Source organism: Streptomyces sp. NPDC052109 (assembly GCF_040680195.1).
Lineage (GTDB): Bacteria > Actinomycetota > Actinomycetes > Streptomycetales > Streptomycetaceae > Streptomyces.
Genome location: NZ_JBFAWF010000018.1, coordinates 43,677 through 65,307 on the forward strand (window position 1 = coordinate 43,677; position 21,631 = coordinate 65,307).

General features: G+C 72.1%; 19 protein-coding genes and 1 pseudogene. 11 read left to right on the forward strand and 9 right to left on the reverse strand.

The annotated features are described in order from the left end of the window. Positions 1-181: 181 nt before the first annotated feature. Positions 182-1,303: a beta-eliminating lyase-related protein gene (locus AB0L59_RS29845; RefSeq protein WP_365589850.1), complete on the forward strand. Its 1,122-nt coding sequence runs from the start codon at positions 182-184 to the stop codon at positions 1,301-1,303. Positions 1,304-1,637: 334 nt separating this feature from the next. Beyond that, a pseudogene (locus tag AB0L59_RS29850) lies at positions 1,638-1,995 on the forward strand (DUF5937 family protein); the annotation flags it as partial. Between the two features lie 189 nt (positions 1,996-2,184). On the opposite strand, the gene AB0L59_RS29855 reads toward AB0L59_RS29850, so the two are convergent. After that, positions 2,185-2,856: a response regulator transcription factor gene (locus tag AB0L59_RS29855; RefSeq protein WP_365589644.1), complete on the reverse strand. Its 672-nt coding sequence runs from the start codon at positions 2,854-2,856 to the stop codon at positions 2,185-2,187. 79 nt (positions 2,857-2,935) lie between these two features. After that, positions 2,936-4,141: a sensor histidine kinase gene (locus tag AB0L59_RS29860; protein WP_365589645.1), complete on the reverse strand. Its 1,206-nt coding sequence runs from the start codon at positions 4,139-4,141 to the stop codon at positions 2,936-2,938. A gap of 118 nt (positions 4,142-4,259) precedes the next feature. On the opposite strand from AB0L59_RS29860, the gene AB0L59_RS29865 reads away from it, so the two are divergent. Next, on the forward strand, positions 4,260-5,483 hold the full coding sequence (locus AB0L59_RS29865; RefSeq protein WP_365589647.1) for an SAM-dependent methyltransferase: 1,224 nt from the start codon (positions 4,260-4,262) through the stop codon (positions 5,481-5,483). 26 nt (positions 5,484-5,509) lie between these two features. Here the strand turns inward: AB0L59_RS29865 and AB0L59_RS29870 are convergent, their stop codons facing one another. Next, positions 5,510-6,661 (reverse strand): NADH-quinone oxidoreductase subunit D, encoded by a 1,152-nt coding sequence (locus AB0L59_RS29870; RefSeq protein WP_365589649.1) that lies wholly within the window; start codon positions 6,659-6,661, stop codon positions 5,510-5,512. Between the two features lie 31 nt (positions 6,662-6,692). On the opposite strand from AB0L59_RS29870, the gene AB0L59_RS29875 reads away from it, so the two are divergent. Beyond that, on the forward strand, positions 6,693-7,196 hold the full coding sequence (locus AB0L59_RS29875) for a PH domain-containing protein (protein ID WP_365589651.1): 504 nt from the start codon (positions 6,693-6,695) through the stop codon (positions 7,194-7,196). Between the two features lie 140 nt (positions 7,197-7,336). Next, positions 7,337-8,626 carry a PH domain-containing protein gene (locus tag AB0L59_RS29880; protein WP_365589851.1) on the forward strand — a complete coding sequence of 430 codons (1,290 nt, stop codon included), beginning with the start codon at positions 7,337-7,339 and terminating at the stop codon, positions 8,624-8,626. Positions 8,627-8,678: 52 nt separating this feature from the next. On the opposite strand, the gene AB0L59_RS29885 is transcribed toward AB0L59_RS29880, so the two are convergent. Beyond that, a complete protein-coding gene (locus AB0L59_RS29885) occupies positions 8,679-10,088 on the reverse strand; it encodes a hypothetical protein (protein WP_365589653.1) in 1,410 nt (469 codons plus the stop codon). Between the two features lie 94 nt (positions 10,089-10,182). Then, entirely contained in the window at positions 10,183-11,307 is a 1,125-nt protein-coding gene (locus AB0L59_RS29890) for an alpha/beta hydrolase-fold protein (RefSeq protein ID WP_365589655.1), read from the reverse strand. Positions 11,308-11,534: 227 nt separating this feature from the next. On the opposite strand from AB0L59_RS29890, the gene AB0L59_RS29895 reads away from it, so the two are divergent. The 6 genes from AB0L59_RS29895 to AB0L59_RS29920 all read left to right on the forward strand — a co-directional run bounded on the left by AB0L59_RS29895 (position 11,535) and on the right by AB0L59_RS29920 (position 16,790). Continuing rightward, positions 11,535-13,349 (forward strand): phosphatidylglycerol lysyltransferase domain-containing protein, encoded by a 1,815-nt coding sequence (locus AB0L59_RS29895; RefSeq protein ID WP_365589657.1) that lies wholly within the window; start codon positions 11,535-11,537, stop codon positions 13,347-13,349. A 130-nt stretch (positions 13,350-13,479) separates the two neighbouring features. Beyond that, positions 13,480-14,484 carry a dihydropteroate synthase gene (gene folP, locus AB0L59_RS29900; RefSeq protein ID WP_365589659.1) on the forward strand — a complete coding sequence of 335 codons (1,005 nt, stop codon included), beginning with the start codon at positions 13,480-13,482 and terminating at the stop codon, positions 14,482-14,484. Then, on the forward strand, positions 14,481-15,014 hold the full coding sequence (locus tag AB0L59_RS29905) for a nuclear transport factor 2 family protein (RefSeq protein WP_365589661.1): 534 nt from the start codon (positions 14,481-14,483) through the stop codon (positions 15,012-15,014). Before folP ends, AB0L59_RS29905 begins: the two co-directional genes overlap by 4 nt. Before the next feature lie 248 nt (positions 15,015-15,262). Then, positions 15,263-15,622 carry a dihydroneopterin aldolase gene (folB, locus tag AB0L59_RS29910; RefSeq protein ID WP_365589662.1) on the forward strand — a complete coding sequence of 120 codons (360 nt, stop codon included), beginning with the start codon at positions 15,263-15,265 and terminating at the stop codon, positions 15,620-15,622. Beyond that, on the forward strand, positions 15,619-16,230 hold the full coding sequence (gene folK / locus AB0L59_RS29915; RefSeq protein WP_365589664.1) for a 2-amino-4-hydroxy-6-hydroxymethyldihydropteridine diphosphokinase: 612 nt from the start codon (positions 15,619-15,621) through the stop codon (positions 16,228-16,230). Before folB ends, folK begins: the two co-directional genes overlap by 4 nt. A 71-nt stretch (positions 16,231-16,301) precedes the next feature. Beyond that, on the forward strand, positions 16,302-16,790 hold the full coding sequence (locus AB0L59_RS29920) for a DUF3180 domain-containing protein (protein ID WP_365589666.1): 489 nt from the start codon (positions 16,302-16,304) through the stop codon (positions 16,788-16,790). A gap of 24 nt (positions 16,791-16,814) precedes the next feature. Here the strand turns inward: AB0L59_RS29920 and folE are convergent, their stop codons facing one another. The 4 genes from folE to tilS all read right to left on the reverse strand — a co-directional run bounded on the left by folE (position 16,815) and on the right by tilS (position 21,540). After that, positions 16,815-17,420, reverse strand: coding sequence for a GTP cyclohydrolase I FolE (gene folE, locus AB0L59_RS29925; protein WP_365589667.1), 606 nt, complete (start codon positions 17,418-17,420; stop codon positions 16,815-16,817). A 132-nt stretch (positions 17,421-17,552) separates the two neighbouring features. Beyond that, positions 17,553-19,592, reverse strand: a complete 2,040-nt coding sequence (gene ftsH, locus AB0L59_RS29930) for an ATP-dependent zinc metalloprotease FtsH (RefSeq protein WP_365589669.1) — start codon at positions 19,590-19,592, stop codon at positions 17,553-17,555. A gap of 217 nt (positions 19,593-19,809) precedes the next feature. Continuing rightward, positions 19,810-20,370 (reverse strand): hypoxanthine phosphoribosyltransferase, encoded by a 561-nt coding sequence (gene hpt / locus AB0L59_RS29935; protein ID WP_365589671.1) that lies wholly within the window; start codon positions 20,368-20,370, stop codon positions 19,810-19,812. Positions 20,371-20,460: 90 nt separating this feature from the next. Next, positions 20,461-21,540 carry a tRNA lysidine(34) synthetase TilS gene (gene tilS, locus AB0L59_RS29940; RefSeq protein WP_365589674.1) on the reverse strand — a complete coding sequence of 360 codons (1,080 nt, stop codon included), beginning with the start codon at positions 21,538-21,540 and terminating at the stop codon, positions 20,461-20,463. Positions 21,541-21,631: the final 91 nt, after the last annotated feature.

The following is a 21,631-nucleotide window of genomic DNA, read 5'->3' on the forward strand; positions in this document are numbered from 1 at the left end:
AGGCTGTGGGTTTCGCCACGCGCCGCGACGGTTTCGCCTGGGCGGTTCCGCCGCACGGAAAACCGCCGTGCCCGCCCGGTCCGGGCACGGCATGATCCCCGGCATGAGCGAAACGGCGGAAGAGACCGGTGCGGCGGAAGCGGAACGCAGCGAGACGGTGGAACGGGACGCGAGGCCGGCGATGCGCGAACGCCGGATGGCCGCCCGCAAGGCGGCGCGGCGCGTGCTGTGGCGTCCCGGCGTGCACGGCACGATCCGGGAACGGCTGGACTGGCTGACACGGACGGCACCCCAGGTGTACGACCTGGACGAGCAGGCGGACATCTACGGCGACCGGATCGTGGCCGCCCTGGAGGAGCGGGTCGCCGGCCTGCTCGGCACGGAGGCCGCCGCCTTCTTCCCGACCGGCACGATGGCCCAGCAGGTTGCGCTGCGCTGCTGGGCGGCCCGCACCGGCGACCCCACGGTCGCCCTGCACGCCCTCGCCCACCCCGAGGTGCACGAAAGGCATGCGTTCAGCCAGGTCAGCGGCCTGCGCCCGGTGCGCGTGACCGGTGAACGGCGGCTGCCCACGGCCGCCGAGATACGCGACTTCGAAGAGACCTTCGGGGCACTGATGCTGGAACTGCCGCTCCGGGACGCCGGTTTCGTGCTGCCCACCTGGGAGGAGCTGACCGAGGTCGTCGAGGCCGCGCGGGAGCGTGACGCGGTGGTGCACTTCGACGGCGCGCGCCTGTGGGAGACCACCGTGCACTTCGGCCGCCCCCTGGAGGAGATCGCCGGCCTCGCCGACTCCGTCTACGTGTCGTTCTACAAGTCCCTCGGCGGCTTCGGCGGCGCCGCGCTGTGCGGCCCCAGGACGCTCGTCGAGGAGGCGAAGACGTGGCGGCACCGGTACGGGGGCACGATCTTCCAGCAGTTCCCGACCGCGCTGTCGGCGCTCGCCGGACTGGAGACGGAGCTGCCCCGGCTGCCGGACCATGTGCGGCACGCGCGCGTGGTGGCCGCCGCGCTGCGCGAGGGGTTCGCCGCGGCCGGGCTGCCCTGGGCCCGCGTCCATCCGCGGGAGCCGCACACCCACGAGTTCCAGGTCTGGCTGCCCTACGACCCCGACGTGGCGGCCGAGGCCGCCGTACGGCAGGCGGAGGAGACCTCCGTGCTGCTGTTCGCGGGCCCCTGGAACCACGGTGGGCCGGACCTGGCGTGCACGGAGGTCACGGTCGGCGCGGCGGGCCTGGAGTGGACGGCGGACGACGTACGGGCGGCCGTGGCCGACTTCGTGACCCGCCTGCCCGCACTGTGATCACAGCGTGCGCGGGCGCAGCCATCGGCGGAGGGCGGAGCGCACGCGCCCCCTCGCCGGGCGCTCGGCGATGACCGCGTGAAACGCCCGTGGTCGCGCAGGGCGCGCACGCGGTCGGCGTCGTGCACGCCGGGCGCGGGCGCGGTGGGAAGGTCTGGGGACTTTCGGGACTCTGGGTGAAGGGACCGGTCACCGGCGGCTCGGTGACCGGTCTGGCCCCGCGGCTGACCCGGTGCCTTCAGGCCGCCCTCCGGCCGGAGCGGATGTCGCGCCGATTGACGGGTGCCGTCAATCGGCGGGGGCACTGTCAGTGGGCGGGTGCACGATGCAAGGCATGAGCGTGACCATCGACATCACCGGACCGCCCCCGGAGCGGGTCTCCGTCGTGCCCTCATCGGCGGCGGAACCGGGGATGGCCCTGCACGCCCTCAGCGACCCCGGCCACCACCCGGCCTCCAGAGCTGGGCGACCGCCTCTCGTCCCGCCCTGACCCCTGCCTGGCCGACCGACTGTGCGAGGCGGACTTCCTGTGGCGTACGACCTTCTCGGACGTCTTCGCCCCGTTCGCCGCGCTGCCCGCCGGCCGCTCGCTCCCCGGCGCCACGCTCGCCGAGGAACTGGACCGGCTCGACAAAATGACGGGCGACCAGTTCGTCACCGCCGCGCCGGAGTTCACCTGCCGGCTCCGCTACGGCGTCCGCGGTCCCGGGGCAGAGGCCCGCTCCAAAGCCCACCCGGCGGCCGCAGGGCCGTTGCCCGGCAAGGGGCCCGCACCGGGGTCCCCGCGGCGGCCGGGGGCCCACTGGCACCCTCGCGACCGTCGGCCCGGCCGGGCCAGGACCGGATGACGGCCCGCAGCGAGGCCGTTCCGGCGGTCGGGCTCAGCCGTGGCCGCCCGCGCGCACCAGGCCCGTCTCGTAGGCCAGCACGACGACCTGCACCCGGTCGCGCAGGCCGAGCTTGGTCAGGATGCGGCCCACATGGGTCTTCACGGTCGCCTCGCTCAGCACCAGCCGGGCCGCGATCTCGCCGTTGGACAGGCCCTGGGCGACCAGCACCATCACCTCGCGCTCCCGGTCGGTGAGCCGCTCCAGTTCCTTGTGCTGCGGCTCCTTGCCGACGGAAGGCAGCATCGGCGCGAACCGGTCCAGCAGGCGCCGGGTGGTGGACGGCGCCACGACCGCGTCGCCGCTGTGCACGGCACGGATCGCGCCCAGCAGGTCAGCGGGCGGCACGTCCTTGAGCATGAAGCCGGAGGCGCCCGCCTTCAGCCCGGAGAAGGCGTACTCGTCCAGGTCGAAGGTGGTCAGGATCAGCACCTTGGGCGGGTTGGGCTCGGCGCAGATCCGCCGGGTGGCCTCCACGCCGTCCAGCTTGGGCATGCGGACGTCCATCAGAACGACGTCGACGGCCGTGGACCGCAGCACCTGCAGGGCCTCGACGCCGTCGCCCGCCTCCGCGACGACCTCCATGTCCGGCTGGGCGGCGAGCACCATCCGGAACCCGGTGCGCAGCAGCACCTGGTCGTCGACGAGCATCACGCGGATCGTCATCGGGCCTCTTTCGTTCGGTGCGGGGGATGTTGCCTCGGGGAGGGGTGCTACAGGTGTGAGCAGGGGGCGTGCGGCCCCGTCAGTGCGCCGCTTTGAGCGGGAGCAGGACGCTGATGCGGAATCCTCCGCCCGGGCGCGGTCCGGCGTCCAGGGTGCCGCCGACCATGCCGACCCGCTCGCGCATGCCGATCAGGCCGTGACCCCGGCCGTCCGCGCCACCCTCCTCGTACAGCTCGTGCGGGGCGCCCTTGCCGTCGTCCTCGACGAGCAGGCCGAGCCCGTCGTCGAAATAGACCAGCCGGACGCTGGCACCCGCGTTGGGCCCGCCGTGCTTGCGGGTGTTGGTCAGCGCCTCCTGCACGATCCGGTACGCGGTCAGCTCCACGCCGCTCGGCAGCGGGCGCGGGGTGCCCTCGACCTTGAAGTCGACCGGGAGGCCGGAGCTGCGGCACTGCTCGATGAGGTCGTCGATCTGCTCGACATCGGGCTGGGGGACGTACTCCCCGCTCTCCTGGTGCTCGCCGGTGCGCAGCACGCCCAGCAGCCGGCGCATCTCGGCGAGGGCCTGGCGACCGGTCGAGGAGATCGTCTCCAGGGCCTTCTTGGCCTGGTCGGGCGCGGTGTCGAGGACATAGGCGGCGCCGTCGGCCTGCACCACCATGACCGACACGTTGTGCGCGACGACATCGTGCAGTTCGCGCGCGATACGGGCGCGCTCGGCGGCCACCGCGACCTTCGACTGCGCCTCGCGCTCCTTCTCCAGGCGGGCCGCGCGCTCCTCCAGCTGGACGAAGTAGGCGCGCCGGGTGCGCATGGAGTCACCGAGCACCCAGGCCAGCGCGAAGGGCACCGTCTGGAAGACGACTATGACGATCTGCCCCAGAAAGCCGGTGTGCCCGCTCGGCCAGCGGATCTGCGCGAGGGCCGCCGCGCCGAGGCTGGCGGCGAGCGCGAGCCGGGAGGCCCAGCGGGCGCCGACCGTCGCGACCGTGTAGGTGATCACCAGCATCGCGAAGTCGGCGACGGTCGTCTCGACGTCCAGCACCAGCTGGGCCAGCCCCACCGCGAGGGCCACCAGCAGCATCGGCTCCGGGAACCGGCGGCGCAGCGCCACGACGGCGCACAGGACGACGGACACGGCCATCCCCGCGGCGAGCGTCATGTGGTGACCGGGCGCCCCGTGGAGGTTGACCACACTCAAACCGGACAGCCCGAACAGGACGACGGCCCAGAAGCTGTCGACCCAGGTCGGGTGGCGGCGGAGGAAGTCATAGAGGCGCTGCACGTAACCCAGAGTAGGGAAACCGGATGCGTGCAGGGGTCAACCGGAGGGCCGATCCGGGGCCGGCGCGCGTACTCCGCAAGGTGGAGGGAGTGATCATCTGTGCGCCTAGTCTGTTCCGGTGACGGATGAGACGGCTCCGGAAGCGGAACGGCCCCCCGGCGACGGCCACGGCGATCACGCCCGGCACGACCCGAACGACGGACGGGCCCGGCGCGGCTGGCGTGCGGCTACGCAGGCCGCGCTGTACGGGCCGGGCGGCTTCTACCGCCGCCCGGAGGGCCCAGCCGGCCACTTCCGTACGTCCGTGCACGCGTCCCCGCTGTTCGCGCGGGCCGTGGCCCGGCTGCTGTGCCGGGTCGACCAGGCGCTGGGACAGCCACCGGCGCTGGACTTCGTCGACATGGGGGCGGGCCGCGGCGAACTGATCACCGGAGTGCTGGCCGCTCTGCCGGCCGGGGTGGCCGCCCGCACGCGCGCGTACGCCGTCGAACTCGCCGACCGCCCGGCCGGCCTGGACGACCGGATCACCTGGCAGGACGCGCCTCCGGCCGCCGTCACAGGGCTGCTGTTCGCCAACGAGTGGCTGGACAACGTGCCCGTTGACGTCGTCGAGGTCGACCCCGCGGGGCTGCCCCGGCTGGTGCTGGTCGCCGAGGACGGCACCGAGCGGCTCGGGGAGCCGGTGGCCGGAGCCGAGGCGGACTGGCTCGCACGGTGGTGGCCGCTGCCGGCCGAGGAAGGGCTGCGCGCGGAGATCGGGCTGCCCCGGGACCTGGCGTGGACGTCGGTCGTGGACCGGGTGGTGCGCGGGCTCGCGGTGGCGGTGGACTACGCGCACACCGTCGACGCGCGCCCCCTGTTCGGGACACTCACGGGCTTCCGGGAGGGGCGCGAGACGGCGCCCGTGCCGGACGGGTCGTGCGACATCACGGCGCACGTCGCACTCGACGCGTGCGCGGCGGCTCTCACGGCGCACCCACACTCGGACGCGCTGCGGGACACGGCGCCCACGGCCCTCGACGCGGAGGCGGCGCACACCACCCGGAACCCAGCGCCCACCCCCGGTGACGCCGTGCCCAGCACGCCGCCGGACGCGGCGCACGCGGCCTCCGGCACGGCGCGCGCGCTGCCGCCCGCGCGCCTGCTCACGCAGCGCGCCGCTCTACGCGCCCTGGACATCACCGGCGCACGCCCCCCGCTCGCGCTGGCCTCCACGGACCCTTCCGCCTACGTACGCGCCCTCGCGAGCGCCGGAGAGGCCGCCGAACTCACCGCCCCGGGCGGCCTCGGCGACTTCGGCTGGCTGGTCCAGACGGTCGGGATCACGGACCCACTCGCCTGAGCCGGCCGGTTTCCCGAGAGGGCGGCCTACTTGTCGATGTCGCCGACCACGAAGAACATCGAGCCCAGGATCGCCACCATGTCCGCCACCAGCGTCCCCGGCAGCAGCTCGGTCAGCGCCTGGATGTTGTTGTACGAAGCCGAGCGCAGCTTCAGCCGGTACGGCGTCTTCTCGCCCTTGCTGACCAGGTAGTAGCCGTTGATGCCGAGCGGGTTCTCGGTCCACGCGTACGTGTGCCCCTCGGGTGCCTTCAGTACCTTCGGCAGCCGCTGGTTGATCGGTCCGGGCGGCAGCTCGGCGAGCCGGTCCAGGCAGGCGTCGGCGAGCTCGAGCGCGTTGTGGGTCTGCTCCAGGAGCACCTCGAACCGGGCGAGGCAGTCGCCCTCGCTGCGGGTGACGACCTTCAAGGTGTCCTGGAGGTCGCCGTACGCCAGATACGGCTCGTCACGGCGCAGGTCGAAGTCGACGCCCGAGGCGCGCGCGATGGGCCCGCTCACTCCGTAGGCGTGCACGGTCTCCGGCGACATCGCGCCCACCCCGCGTGTGCGCCCCCGGAAGATCTCGTTGCCGAGCACCAGGTCGTCGAAGACGTCCATGCGCGAGCGCACGTTTGCGACGGCGGCACGCGCGCGTGCCGTCCAGCCGGCCGGCAGGTCCTCCTTGAGGCCGCCGACGCGGTTGAACATGTAGTGCATACGGCCGCCGGAGATCTCCTCCATGACGTTCTGCAACACCTCGCGCTCGCGGAACGCGTAGAACACCGGCGTGATACCGCCCAGCTCCAGCGGGTAGGACCCGAGGAACATCAGGTGGTTCAGCACCCGGTTCAGCTCGGCGAGCAGCGTGCGCGTCCACACCGCCCGCTCGGGCACCTCCATGCCGAGCATCCGCTCCACGGCGAGGACCACGCCCAGCTCGTTCGAGAACGCCGACAGCCAGTCGTGACGGTTGGCGAGCACGATGATCTGCCGGTAGTCGCGCGCCTCGAAGAGTTTCTCGGCGCCGCGGTGCATATAGCCGATCACCGGCTCGGCGCGCACGATGCGCTCCCCGTCCAGCACGAGCCTGAGCCGCAGCACGCCGTGCGTGGACGGGTGCTGCGGCCCGATGTTGAGCACCATGTCGGTGCTCTCCGCGGCGCCACCGATCCCGACCGTGGTCTCCGTCGTAGGAGTCATGGCCCCAGTTTCCCCTACGTACGCTGGGCCCATGGAAACGGGGAGCCCGGACGAGACCGGGATACCGGGGGCGGATCTGGTCTGGCGGGGGCTGCAGCCCGCCCTGATGCGGGTGCGCCGGCTGTTCGTGGTGCTGTGGACGGCGGGGCTCACGGTCGCCGCCGGGCTGCTCCTGGGCCTGCTCGCGGGGCCCGCATGGGCGGGCTTCGCGCTGGTGCCCCTGGCCGCCGCCGCGTGGTGCTGGCGGCTGATCGGGCGCAACTGGCGCTCCTGGCGGTACGCCGAGCGCGCGGACGACCTGCTGATCAGCCGCGGTGTGCTGTGGCGCGAGGAGACGGTGGTCCCGTACGGGCGGATGCAGCTCGTGGAGGTCACCTCCGGGCCGATCGAGCGGCGCTTCGGGCTTTCCACCGTGCAGCTGCACACGGCGGCCGCCGCGACCGACGCCACCATCCCCGGCCTCGACCCGGCCGAGGCGGAACGGCTGCGCGACCGGCTCACCGAGCTGGGCGAGGCACGATCGGCGGGCCTGTGACGGCCCCGGACCACGGCGACGCGAAGGACGCGATACGCGCGGCGGGCGCCCCAGGCGCCGGCGAATCCGGGGCCGGCGTGGAGGCCGCCGAGCCGCCGAGGGGCGCGGACGGCGCAGCGGGCGCCGAGGGGCGCGCGGACGTGACCGAACGTCGGCTGCACCCCGTCACCCCCTTCCGGCGGGCGTGGGCCCCGATCGCCGTACTCGCCGGATGGGCCGTGCACGACCCGAACGGGACGCAGGAGCAGCTGGCGCGCCTGACCACCACCGCGCTGCTGCTGGGGCTCGCGGTGCTGGTGCCGGTGGCCGGCCTCTACGGGTTCCTGTCCTGGTGGTTCACGCACTTCGCGGTCACCGACACCGAACTGCGCATCCGGAGCGGCCTGTTGTTCCGGCGCACCGCGCACATCCGGCTGGAACGCATCCAGGCGGTGGACGTCTCCCGCCCCCTCCTCGCGCGGGTGGCGGGCGTCGCCAAGCTGCGGATCGATGTCGTGGGCGCCGACGACAAGGACGAACTGGCCTTCCTGGGCGAACGGGAGGCGCGTGACCTGCGGGCGGAACTGCTGGCGCGCGCGGCGGGTTTCGCACCCGAGGCCGCGCGGGAGGCCGGTGAGGCCCCGGCGTGCGAGCTGCTGCGCGTACCCCCGCGCGCGCTGGCGCTCTCCCTGGTGCTGACGGGCGCCACCTGGGGCTCGTTGTGCGCCTCGCTCGTCGTGCCGACGGTGCTGTGGCTCACCACCCAGAACCCGTGGACCGTGCTCGCCACCGCCCTGCCGCTGCTCGGCGCGGCCGGCGCGCGCAGCGCGGGCCGGTTCGCCGGCGAGTTCGACTGGAAGGTGAGCGAGTCACCGGACGGACTGCGCCTCGACCACGGGCTGCTGGACCGTACGCACGAGACGGTCCCGCCCGGCCGGGTGCAGACGGTGCGGATCGTGGAGCCGCTGCTGTGGCGGCGGCTCGGCTGGGTGCGGGTGGAACTGGACGTGGCCGGTTCCGCGAACTCGGTGCTGGTGCCGGTCGCCCCGCGTCCGATCGCCGAGTCGGTCGTCGCGCGCGTGCTGCACGGCGTGACGGTGCCTCAGGAGCCGTCCCGGCCGCCGCGGCGGGCCCGCTGGTGCGTACCGGTGTGGTGGCGCGGCCACCGCCTCACGGTCAACGACACGGTGTTCGCCACCCGGCACGGCCTGCTGCGGCGCAGGCTCTCGCTGGTGCCGCACGCCAAGGTGCAGAGCGTGCGGCTGCGTCAGGGGCCCTGGCGGCGCCTGTGGCGGCTCGCGGACGTCCACGTGGACACCGGAGCCGACAAAACCGTGACGGCCCGTCTGCGGGACGCCCAGGAGGCCGCGCGGCTCCTGCACGCCCAGGCGGAGAGATCCCGCACCGGCCGCCGCGACGCCCGTCCCGACCGCTGGATGACATCCGGATGACAGGAGGCCCGGCTCCCGTGTGCGGGAAGCCGGGCCCTTGGCCGGTGAGCTCTCAGGAAGCCGCGCTGCGCAGCCCCTGGACGTCGATCTGCTCGGTCTCGTCGTGCGCGGTCAGGTCGATGACCTGGCCGGCGCCGTGCTCCTGCGGGCCGGCCTGCTTGAACTCCGCCTCGGTCTCGGCTTTGTGCACGGCGAGGGCCTCCTGGCCGACGACGTCGGCGAGATCCTCGTTCTGCACGGAGTCCAGCGCGGCCTCGGGTGCGTCCTTCTGGGTGCCGAAGAAGTCGAAACCGCCCTCGACCACCGGGCGCCGCGCGGGCGCGGCCGGTACGACGGCGACCGCGGTCGGCACCGTGAAGTGCCCGGCGGGCGGCTGGGTCACGGGCCTGGCGGGCTCGGCCGGTGCCGTGGGGGCGGCGGCCGCGCGCGCGTGCCCGCCGGCCGCCACGGGCTGCCCCTGTGCCTCGTCCTCCTGGTCCTCCGGGGTGGCCGGCGCACCGGCCCCGCCCGGGGCGGCTCCGGCGCCGCCGGTCACGCCGCCTTCCGCTGCGGCTCCTGCGACGGAGTCGGCCTCGCCCGCGTCGGCCGCACGGGTCTCGCGCGTGCGCGCGACGACAGCGTCCGCGTCGGTCTCCACGCCGGCGCGATCGTCCTCGTCCGCCTCGGGAGCCCTCGGCGTCCCAGCCGTGGCGCCGGAGTCCTCGGCCCCGGGGTCCTCGGCGCCGGAGTCCTCGGCCTCGGCGGCCGCGGGCGTGGCCGCCTCGGCGGCGTCCGTCTCGGTTTGGTCCGTGGCCTCGGTGTCGAACCGGGCCAGGGCCGTCAGCGCCTGCCCGTACAGCCGTGCTCCCTCGGGGGAGAACACCGCGTACGCCGTCGGCTGGTCCCCCGAGTCCGCCTTGTCCTCGGCGGCGTCGCCCGCGTTCTTCACCTCGGCCCGCTCCGGCTCGTCGGCCGGGCCCGGCTCGGGGCTACGCGCCGCCGGCAGCGCGGGCGAGGACGACGGCACGGTCGCCTCTATCTCCAGCAGCCGGCGTCCCTCCAGGGCGCTCGCGCGCTCGGTCTCGGCCGTGGCGTACCGGCGCAGCAGGGCCGCGTGCTCGTTGCGCAGGCCGGCCAGCTCCGCGCGCTTGGCGCGCAGCCTCTGCTCCAGCTTGGTGCGCAGCTCGCGCGACTCCTCCAGGTCGGTCTCCAGTTCGGCGACCCGCTCCTCGAAGCGCCATTCGTCGCCGGCACGCGCGCGTGTGAGCTCGGCGACCCGCTTGCCCGCATGGGTGTCCCAGCGGCGCATCACGACGGCGCCGGTGACCGCCGTCGCCGCGGCGGCCGCGGCCAGGGCGCGCAACACCATGGCCTCGGAGAACACCCAGGGACCCAGCGCGCAGACGAGGGAGACGCCGGCGATCGCCGACGGAGGCAACAGCCGGTGCAGAGGTGGGGAATGGCGGTGGCGTCCACGTGGCATGGCCAGAAACTTACCGCGCGTAGGCGAATCGTGGACCCCCGCCCTGTAAAAACACGGCCACATCACCGGCTTCACTGAGAGTCAGCCACGCGGCTCAGTGGGCGACCAGCCGCGTGCTGATCCACTGGAGCATCCCGGGGATCTCCCGCTTCCAGGTGTTGAAGTTGTGCCCGCCGCTCGGAAGGATGATCGAGGAAATCCTGGTCACGTTCGTGTCCTGCACGCTCTTGATGAACCTGAGCGTGTCCTTGTAGTTGTGCTCACCGACCTTGCTGCTGGTGACGAGCAGCGACGTCTCGGGCGGGGCCAGATGCTTGAGCGTCCAGAAGAGGTCGGCGCGATTCCGCAGGTTCGTGTTCCCGTGGAAGAGGTCCCCGGTGGTGGGGTCGATCGGTGCCTTGTAGTACGGCGACAGGCCCGCGGCGGCCGCGTACGACCTCGGGTGGTGCATCGCGATCTTCAGCGCGCAGTAACCGCCGGTCGAGTCGCCGACGATGCCCCAGCTGGCGGGCGTCTTGTCGACCCGGTAGTGGGCGATCACGGCGTCGCGCAGGTCCTGGGCGAAGAAGGTCTCGGCCTGCGGGCCGCCGGGAATGTCGACGCACTCGGTGTCCCGCGGTGGCGCCACGGTCGGCCGCAGCATCACCAGGATCATCGGCTGCATCTTGCCGTTCTTGGCCAGCTGCTGCGCCGTACTGGGGTAGTGCAGCTTGTCCACCAGCGCCTGAGCCGTGCCGGGGTAACCCGTGAGGACGACGGACACCGGGAACTTGCGGGCACGATTCTGCGGCTGGAAGTACTCCGGGGGCAGGTACACGAACGCCGGCGTGGCGAGATGGGTCGTACGGCCGATGATGTCGACCTTCTGGACCTGCCCGGCCACCTGCGGCAGCGGGCTGCTCACGCCGATGACCCTGGAGGTGGAGACGACCTGGACGGGGCTGCTGCCGCCTCCCGCTATGTGGTCGACGACCAGGCCCTGGTCCGTCTCCTGACCGAACAGGTCGGCCCAGCTGGCGTAGAAACCGAAGGCCTGGTTGGCGGCGAGGCCTACGGAGGCGAAGAGCGCGAGCTGGGTGGCGAGCATCAGCCCCACCCTCCCGCTGACGGACCGCCAGCTCTGCCGGGCCAGTCGCGGCCACAGCCACACCGTGCCGACGAACAGAACGGCGGCGATGACGATCGTCAGAACCAGCACTTTGTTGCTCGTGAGACCCATGGGCTGTTACCTGCCTGCGCTTTCCGCCCGGCGGCCGCCCACGCGTCGTTGCGAGGGCTTGTCCGAGGCTTTCCTTGGCCTTTGACCCGACTTTCCGCCGCGGAGTGAACCTCTCCCCGCGAGACACCGTCCTAGAGGGCGCAATGTCGCCGGATGCCCGATCGGGCCCGGGTTCAAGGTCTCTCGCAGAACTACGGGATGCGATGTCTGTCAGGATAGATGGGGAAATGTCGGGCGGGGTTCCGGGCCGATCGAGCCGGGCGCGGCGCATACTGCGCGGTCCGCGCCCCGAGGCCGTTCCCGTCGTGGTCGGCAGGGCGGCGGCCCTCGTGGGCGTCCTGGACATTGCCGCGGGGGTGTTCCCGCGCTTCCGTCACAGCCGTATGCACGCCATCGCCGAGGTGCTGCCCGGCTCGTTCGGCCCGTTCGCCGCGGCGCTGTCGCTGAGTTCCGGCGTGCTGTTGCTGCTGCTCGCGCACGGACTCAAACGGCGCAAGCGCCGTGCGTGGCGGGCCGCGGTCGCGCTGCTGCCGGCCGGCGCGGCGGCCCAGTTCGCGTACCGGCACTCACTCATCGGCGTGCTCATCGCGGTCGCGCTGCTCGTGCCGCTGCTGCTGCACCGTGACCAGTTCGCGGCGCTGCCCGACCCGCGCAGCAGGTGGCGCGCGCTCACCAACTTCGTCCTCATGAGCGCCGGTTCACTCGCCCTCGGGCTCGTCATCGTGAGCGTCCATCCGCACCGGACGATCGGCGATCCGAGCCTGGCCGACCGGCTGACGCACGTCGTCTACGGCCTGTTCGGCTTCGAGGGGCCGGTCGACTACCAGGGCAACACCTCCTGGACCGTCGCCTTCTCCCTCGGCGCCCTCGGCTGGATCACCGCCGCCACCACGATCTACCTGGCCTTCCGCCCCGAGCACCCGGCCGCCCGCCTCACCGAGGAGGACGAGTCCCGCCTGCGGGCCCTGCTGGCCAAGCACGGCGGGCGGGACTCCCTCGGCCACTTCGCACTGCGCCGCGACAAGGCGGTCGTCTTCTCCCCGAGCGGCAAGGCGGCGGTCACCTACCGCGTCGTCTCCGGCGTGATGCTCGCCAGCGGCGACCCCATCGGCGACGTCGAGGCCTGGCCCGGCGCCATCGAGCGCTTCATGGACGAGGCCAAGGCGCACTCCTGGACCCCGGCCGTCATGGGCTGCTCGGAGACGGGCGGCGAGGTGTGGACCCGCGAGACCGGCCTGGACGCCCTGGAACTGGGCGACGAGGCGGTGGTGGACGTCGCGGATTTCTCACTCGCCGGACGCGCGATGCGCAACGTGCGACAAATGGTCAAGCGCATCGAGCGGGCCGGCTACGAAACCCGAGTACGGCGCATCCGTGACGTCGGCGAAGCCGAACTGGAGCGCATCCGCCGGGCGGCGGAGGACTGGCGCGGCACCGACACCGAGCGCGGCTTCTCCATGGCGCTCGGCCGCGTCGGCGACCCCGCCGACGGCGACTGCCTGATCGCCACCGCGCACAAGCAGGACGACGAGCTCGGCGAGTACGGCGACCTGAAGGCGATCCTGCACTTCGTGCCCTGGGGCAAGGACGGTGTCTCCCTGGACCTGATGCGCCGCGACCGCAGCGCCGACCCCGGCATGAACGAACTGCTGATCGTCGCCGCCCTCCAGGCCGCGCCGAAGCTCGGCATCACCCGGGTCTCGCTGAACTTCGCGATGTTCCGCTCCGCCCTCGCCCGTGGCGAGAAGATCGGCGCAGGCCCGGTGCTGCGCGCCTGGCGCGGACTGCTGGTGTTCCTCTCGCGGTGGTTCCAGATCGAGTCCCTTTACAAGTTCAACGCCAAGTTCCAGCCGCGCTGGGAGCCGCGCTTCGTGGTCTACCGGAACCACGCCGACCTGCCGCGCATCGGCTTCGCCGCCATGCAGGCGGAGGGCTTCGTCACCCTCGCCCTGCCGCTCCCGCGCTTCCTGCGCCGGCGCAGGGCGGTCAGCGAACGCCCCTGCGCGCACGCCGTGGCGGAACGGGACGTCCGCGCGGCCTGAGCGCCGCGCAACCGCGTGGCGATGCGGCCGATGACGGGCCCGGGCGGGCGCCCCTCCCCCCTCCGGCACGGGGGGCGTCCGCCCGGGCCGCCGCGCGTTCCGGGCGCCCTCCTGGGCCTACGCTGAACGTATGAACAACCTCAGCGGGCGCGGCCAGGTCGCCGGCCTTCCGGCATGGGACCGGTGCGCGGTCATGGGTGTCGTCAACGTCACCCCCGACTCCTTCTCCGACGGCGGCCGCTGGTTCGACACGGGCGCCGCGGTCAAGCACGGCCTGGACCTCGTCGCCGAAGGCGCGGACCTGGTCGACGTCGGCGGCGAGTCCACCCGCCCCGGGGCCACCCGGGTCGACGAGGCCGAGGAACTCAGGCGCGTCATTCCGGTCGTCCGGGGCCTCGCCTCCGAAGGCGTCGTCGTCTCCGTCGACACCATGCGCGCCTCCGTCGCCGCACAGTCCCTCGCGGCCGGCGCCGCCCTCGTCAACGACGTCAGCGGCGGCCTCGCCGATCCCGCGATGATCCCGGTGGTCGCCGACGCGGGCGCCCCGTTCGTCGTCATGCACTGGCGCGGCTTCCTCCAGGGCGGCAACGTCGAGGGCGTCTACGAGGACGTCGTCGCCGAGGTCCTGGACGAACTGCACGCGCGCGTGGAAGCCGTGCTGGCGGGCGGCATCGCCCCCGACCGGATCGTCGTCGATCCCGGCCTCGGGTTCTCCAAGGAGGCCGGGCACGACCTCGCCCTCCTCGCCCACCTCGACCGTCTGCGCACCCTCGGTCACCCCCTGCTCGTGGCCGCCTCCCGCAAGCGGTTCCTCGGCCGCGTCCTCGCCGGCCCGGAGGGCTCGCCCCCGCCGGCCCGGGAGCGCGACGCCGCCACGGCCGCCGTCTCCGCACTCGCGGCGGACTCCGGCGCGTGGGCGGTGCGCGTACACGAGGTACGCGCCACCGCGGACGCCGTACGGGTCGCCCGTGCCGTGGAGGAGGCTCGCGCGGCGGGCTCGGCGGCCGGCGCCCGAAGCGAACACGAGGCGTGCGCGACAGAGCGCACGCCGGGCGCGGAGACCGAACGCGGTGCGTGCGGCAGTGGGCCGACGTCTGGTGCCGCTGATGCTCATGGGGCGGAAGGAGCCCGGTGAGCGCCCCTCATACGGACGTCGAGCAGGTCGAGGCCGCCAACACCGCCTTCTACGAGACGATGGAACGCGGCGACTTCGAGGAACTGTCCTCGCTCTGGCTCGCGCCCGCCGACCTGGGCGTGGACGAGGAGTACCACGATCCCGCGGACACCGGCGTCATCTCCTGCGTCCACCCCGGCTGGCCCGTGCTCACCGGCCGGGGCGAGGTCCTCAGGTCGTACGCCCTGATCATGGCCAACACCGACTACATCCAGTTCTTCCTCACCGACGTGCACGTCTCCGTCACCGGCGACACCGCCCTAGTCACCTGCACCGAGAACATCCTCAGCGGCGGCCCCGCCCCCGAGGACGGCGCCGAACTGGGACCGCTGGTCGGACAGCTCGTCGTCGCCACGAACGTGTTCCGGCGCACCCCCGACGGCTGGAAGCTCTGGGCGCACCACGCCTCCCCCGTCCTCGCGGAGAGCGACGACGAGGACGAGGAGACCGGCGTCAATGGCGTGAGTCCGGACGACGGGCCCCTCTCCTGAGCGGGTAGGCGCTCCACAGGGACCAAGAAGTGGTTGGAATCACCTACCCCTGGGTAGAAGCCGCTACCAGTCCATGACACGGCCGGGTTTTCCCGGGGAAACGCGAGATGAACCCTCGTGATCCCGGCCGGGGCCCCCGCCTCGCAGCCCGGCTTTGTCAGTGCCCGCAGGTAGATTCGTCTCAGGCCGGTGTGCCGCCCGCACGCGGTACGGACCGGTCCTTCCCGACGATTGCAGGAGTGATTCGCGTGGATCGTGTCGCGCTGCGCGGCCTCAAGGCCCGCGGGCATCACGGCGTGTTCCCCAAGGAGCGCGAGGAGGGCCAGACCTTCATCGTCGACCTCGTCCTGGGGCTGGACACCCGGCCGGCGGCGGCCGGCGACGACCTGACGAAGACCGTCCACTACGGCATCGTGGCCGAAGAGGTCGTCGCCGTGGTCGAAGGCGAGCCGGTGAACCTCATCGAGACCCTCGCCGAGCGAATCGCCCAGACCTGCCTGAAGCACGAAGGGGTCCAGGAGGTCGAGGTCTGCGTCCACAAGCCGGACGCGCCGATCACCGTCCCCTTCGACGACGTGACCGTCACCATCACCCGGAGCCGAGTATGACCCGACCTTTCCTCCAGGGTCACAGCGACCCGACCGTCCAGCCGGTGCCCGCGTCGGTCGTCGAGCAGGTCGACGCCGCCGACACGACCCTGCAGAACCCCAAATGGGCCGTCATCTCCCTCGGCTCCAACCTCGGCAACCGCCTGGAGACCCTCCAGGGCGCCGTCGACGCGCTCGAGGACACCCCCGGCGTCCGCGTGAAGGCCGTCTCTCCGGTGTACGAGACCGAGCCCTGGGGCGTGGAGCCGGGCAGCCAGCCGACGTACTTCAACGCGATCGTGGCGCTCAAGACCACGCTGCCCCCGTCCTCGCTGCTGGAGCGCGCGCACGCCATCGAGGAGGCGTACAAACGCGTCCGCGACGAGCACTGGGGCCCGCGCACCCTGGACGTCGACATCGTCGCCTACGCCGACGTCACCTCCGACGACCCGCAGCTCACCCTGCCCCACCCGCGGGCCCACGAGCGAGCCTTCGTGCTCGCGCCCTGGCACGACGTGGACCCGCAGGCCCAGGTTCCCGGCCGCGGCACGGTGGCCGATCTGCTGTCGACGATCACCCGCACGGGTGTCGAGCCCCGCCAGGACCTGGAACTCCGACTGCCCGAGTAGTCGTTAAGGTCAAGACGACAAGGTCGACACGACCGCAGTCCGGACCGGTCCGGGGGAGCTGAAGGGACACCGTGAGAGAGCTGCGCATCCGGGTGCTGGTGGGCGTGTTCGTCGTCGCCGGCATCCTGTCCTGGGCGGGCGCCCGCCTCTGGAACTCGATCGGGACCCTCCCCAGCGTCCCCCTGGCCGCACCCGTCGTGCTCGCCCTGATCGCCGTGGTCCTGCTCTCCACGGCGCTCTCGCTGCGCGCTCGCCTCAAGGCCCAGCGCGAGCGCCGCCCCGGCGCGAAGGGCGTCGACCCCCTGATGGCCGCTCGCGCGGTCGTCTTCGGCCAGGCCAGCGCCCTGGTCGCCGCGCTCGTCGCCGGCATGTACGGCGGCACGGGCGTCTTCCTGCTGGAGCTCCTGGACCTCCCCGCCCGCCGCGACCAGGCCATCTACGCCGGCTTCTCGGTCCTGGCAGGCATCGGGGTCATAGTGGCGGCCCTGTTCCTGGAGCGGGTGTGCAAACTCCCCGAGGACGAGGACCAGAACCACCCGGGAGCGGAACCGGCGGCGTGACCGCCGGTTTCCCGAAGCCTCGGTTCAGCGCGCCATGATCAGGCTCATGGCCTCGTTCCGCGTCGCCGCGTCCCGCAGCTGGCCGCGCACGGCGGACGTTATGGTCTTGGCGCCCGGCTTGCGGATGCCGCGCATGGACATGCACATGTGCTCGCACTCGATGACCACGATGACACCTCGCGGCTCCAGGATCTCCATGAGGGAGTCCGCGATCTGCGTGGTGAGTCGTTCCTGCACCTGGGGTCGGCGGGCGTAGACATCCACCAGGCGGGCCAGCTTGGACAGGCCGGTGATCTTTCCGGTGACGGACGGAATGTAGCCGACGTGAGCGACGCCCCTGAAGGGCACCAGGTGATGCTCACAAGTCGAGTAGACCTCGATGTCCTTCACCAGGACCATCTCGTCGTGTCCCAGGTCGAACGTCGTCGTCAGTACGTCCTCGGGCTTCTGCCACAGGCCCGCGAAGATCTCCCTGTACGCCCTCGCCACCCGTGCCGGCGTCTCCCTCAGGCCTTCCCGGTCCGGGTTCTCGCCGACCGCGATCAGCAGTTCCCGCACGGCGTTCTCGGCGCGCTTCTCGTCGAACTCGCCGATGGTGGCCTCACCGTCCAGTGTCACGGGGTCGGTCATGGGGTTCCTCGTTCCTGTGCTTTACGCGTGGCGGCGGCCATGCGTCTGTGTGCGGACATACGAACGCCGCGCCCACCAGGCTAAAACCTGGTGGGCGCAGCGTTCATTCCAGGCCTGATGGCCGAAACGCGATCAGCTCTCCGGGCGGTCCTCCGGGGTCTGGTCCGTTACCGGGGCCGACTCCGTGGCGGTGGACTTGACCGTGCTGATCGAGGCCGTCGCGCCGTTCGCGCCATTGGTCAGTGCCAGCTCCTTCGGGGAGAGCACCGGCGGGCGGGTGGACGGGGTGCGGCGGGACGAGCCGGTCCAGGCCGGCCGCGGCGGGCGCTTGACGATCGGGGCGAAGATCTCGGCGATCTCCTCCTTGCCCAGGGTCTCCTTCTCCAGCAGGTGGAGAACGAGCTGGTCGAGCACGTCGCGGTTCTCGACCAGGATCTCCCAGGCCTCGTTGTGCGCGGTCTCGATGAGCTTCTTGACCTCTTCGTCGACCAGCGCGGCGACCTCTTCCGAGTAGTCGCGCTGGTGAGCCATCTCACGGCCGAGGAAGGGCTCGCTGTTGTCGCCGCCGAACTTGATGGCACCGAGCCGCTCGGTCATGCCGTACTGGGTGACCATCGCGCGGGCCAGGTTGGTGGCCTTCTCGATGTCGTTCGCGGCGCCGGTGGTCGGGTCGTGGAAGACCAGTTCCTCCGCCGCGCGGCCGCCCAGCATGTAGGCGAGCTGGTCGAGCATCTCGTTGCGCGTGGTCGAGTACTTGTCCTCGTCCGGCAGCACCATCGTGTAGCCGAGGGCGCGGCCGCGGGACAGGATGGTGATCTTGTGGACCGGGTCGGAGTTCGGGGAGGCCGCCGCGACCAGGGCGTGACCGCCCTCGTGGTACGCGGTGATCTTCTTCTCCTTGTCCGACATGATCCGGGTCCGCTTCTGCGGGCCCGCGACCACGCGGTCGATCGCCTCGTCCAGTGCCCTGTTGTCGATCAGCTTCTGGTCGCCGCGGGCGGTCAGAAGGGCGGCCTCGTTGAGGACGTTCGCCAGGTCTGCACCCGTCATGCCGGGGGTGCGGCGGGCGACGGCGGCCAGGTCGACGTCGGGCGCGACCGGCTTGCCCTTCTGGTGGACCTTGAGGATCTCCAGGCGGCCCTGGAGGTCCGGCGGGTCGACGGCGATCTGGCGGTCGAAGCGGCCGGGGCGGAGCAGGGCCGGGTCGAGGATGTCGGGGCGGTTCGTGGCGGCGATCAGGATCACGCCGCCCTTCACGTCGAAGCCGTCCATCTCGACGAGCAGCTGGTTCAGGGTCTGCTCGCGCTCGTCGTGACCACCGCCGAGGCCGGCGCCGCGGTGGCGGCCGACCGCGTCGATCTCGTCGACGAAGACGATCGCCGGGGCGTTGGCCTTGGCCTGCTCGAACAGGTCCCGGACTCGGGAGGCACCGACACCGACGAACATCTCGACGAAGTCGGAACCGGAGATCGAGTAGAAGGGGACGCCCGCCTCGCCGGCGACGGCGCGCGCCAGCAGCGTCTTGCCCGTGCCCGGGCGGCCGTAGAGCAGCACGCCCTTGGGGATCTTGGCCCCTACGGCCTGGAACTTGGCCGGCTCCTGGAGGAACTCCTTGATCTCGTGGAGCTCCTCGACGGCCTCGTCGCAGCCGGCGACGTCGGCGAACGTCGTCTTCGGGGTGTCCTTGGTGATGAGCTTGGCCTTCGACTTGCCGAAGTTCATCACCCGGGAGCCGCCGCCCTGCATCTGATTCATCAGGAACAGGAAGACGACCACGATCAGGACGAAGGGCAGCAGGGAGAGCAGGACGCCGAGGAACGGGTTCTGCTTGGACGGCGAGACCGTGTAGCCGTCCGGGATCTGCTTGTCCTGGTACTTGGTCTGGAGCTGACCGGCGATGGTCACGCCCTGGTCGCCGATGTAGCTCGCCTGGATCTTGGTGCTGCCGTCGACCTTCTGGCCGTCCTTGAGGGTGACCTTGATTGTCTGCTCGTCGCCCGTGGTGAGCTTGGCCGACTGGACCCTGTTGTCATTGATCGCCGCGACGACCTGGCCTGTGTCCACCGTCTTGTAGCCGCCGGACGAGCCGACGACCTGCATCAACACGACCACGGCAAGGACGGCCAGCACGATCCACATGACCGGCCCACGGAAGTATCGCTTCACGTCCATCCATACGGAGCGGTGCCGCCCCGTCCCTCCTGCCACAGTGAGTTTGATAAGACAGTTCTTCTGACGGTACCCCAGCGTGGTGGTCCGAAGCCGCACGAAGTCCGCTTCGACGGCTGGGAAACCCGTCTCTGCATGCTTCAACGGCGCGGAACCCGCCGGGGTTCCCGATCGTCCTACAAGGCTTGAGCCGACTGGCTCACACCTCGCACCGTGCGGCTCAGCCGCCGTAGACGTGGGGCGCGAGCGTACCGACGAACGGGAGGTTGCGGTACTTCTCGGCGTAGTCGAGGCCGTAGCCGACGACGAACTCGTTGGGGATGTCGAAGCCGACCCACTCGACGTCGATGGCGACCTTCGCGGCGTCCGGCTTGCGCAGCAGCGTGCACACCTTGAGGGAGGCGGGCTCGCGCGAGCCGAGGTTGTTGATCAGCCAGGACAGGGTCAGACCGGAGTCGATGATGTCCTCGACGATCAGGACGTGCCGGCCCTTGATGTCGGTGTCGAGGTCCTTGAGGATCCGCACGACACCGGAGGACTGGGTGCCCGCGCCGTAGGAGGACACGGCCATCCAGTCCATGGTGACGGGGGTGGACAGCGCCCGGGCGAGGTCCGCCATGACCATCACGGCGCCCTTGAGGACGCCGACGATGAGCAGGTCCTTGCCCGCGTACTCCGCGTCGATCTTCGCGGCCAGCTCGCTCAGCTTCGCGTCGATCTCTTCCTTGGTGATGAGCACCTGCTGGAGGTCGGCACCCATGTCTTTCGCGTCCACCCGCATCACTTTCGGTCGTCCCGCACTTACGGCCGTAGGTCACGGCCACCGGCTGCCCGGGCCGACCGACGGAGGGTCGCTCCGCGGGGCCGGGATTCAGCCTTGCCGAATCACCAGTCTGCCACCCTGGCGCCGGGCGACGACTTTGCCCGGGAGATTGATGGCTCCCTGGCCGCGCCAGCCGGTGATCAGGCGGTCGACTTCCTCGATGTGGCGGGCGAACAGGGAACCGGCCGGGGCGCCGGCCTCGATGGCGGCGCGGCGCAGGATGCGGCGGCGTACGGCGGGCGGGAGCGCGTAGAGCTTGGCGCATTCCAGCAGGCCCGCGGCGTCGCGTACGGAGGGCTCGGCCTGGCTGGCCCAGGCGTCGAGGGCGTCGGCGTCGTCGCGGGAGAGCTGGGCGGTGCGGGCGAGCGCCTCCACGACCCCTTTGCCGAGGGCCTTCTCCAGGGCGGGCAGGCCTTCGTGCCGGAGCCGGGAGCGGGTGTAGGCGGGGTCGGTGTTGTGGGGGTCGTCCCAGACGGGGAGGGACTGGGCCATGCAGGCCTTGCGGGCGGTCTGCCGGTCGAGGGTCAGGAAGGGGCGCCGGTAACGGCCGCCGGCCCCCGAGACCGCGGCCATGCCGGACAGGGAGCGGATGCCGGAGCCGCGGGCGAGGCCGAGCAGGACGGTTTCCGCCTGGTCGTCGCGGGTGTGGCCGAGCAGGATCGCGGTGGCGCCGTGGCGTTCGGCCAGGGCGTCGAGGGCGCCGTAGCGGGCGTCGCGGGCGGCGGCTTCGGGGCCGCCGTCGCGGCCCACCGTGACGGCGATGGACTCGACCGGATCGAGGCCGAGTTCGCGCAGGCGCAGGACGACCTCGTCGGCGCGGAGGTCGGAGCCGGGCTGGAGGCCGTGGTCGACGGTGACGCCCCCGGCGCGGACGCCGAGCTTGGGCGCTTCGAAGGCGAGGGCGGAGGCGAGGGCCATGGAGTCGGCGCCGCCGGAGCAGGCGACGAGCACCAGCGGGGAGGGGGGCCGCTCGGCCGTCCGGTCCGGGTACGCGCCGAAGGCCTGCCGGCCGGGGCCGACGAGAACCTGGCCGCCGGGCCGGCCGGAGGTCTGGTGGTCGTTCAGGATGTCGTGGAGGACGCGGCGAACCGCCAGGCGTATCGCCGCGACCGCAGGATGGGGACCCATGTCCGGTTCCCTTCATGAAGTTTTCGGGGGTGAGCCCGAGCCGGTCACTCAGAGTGTGTAGATGGTGACAGAAGCGGGCGGTTCCCCGAGC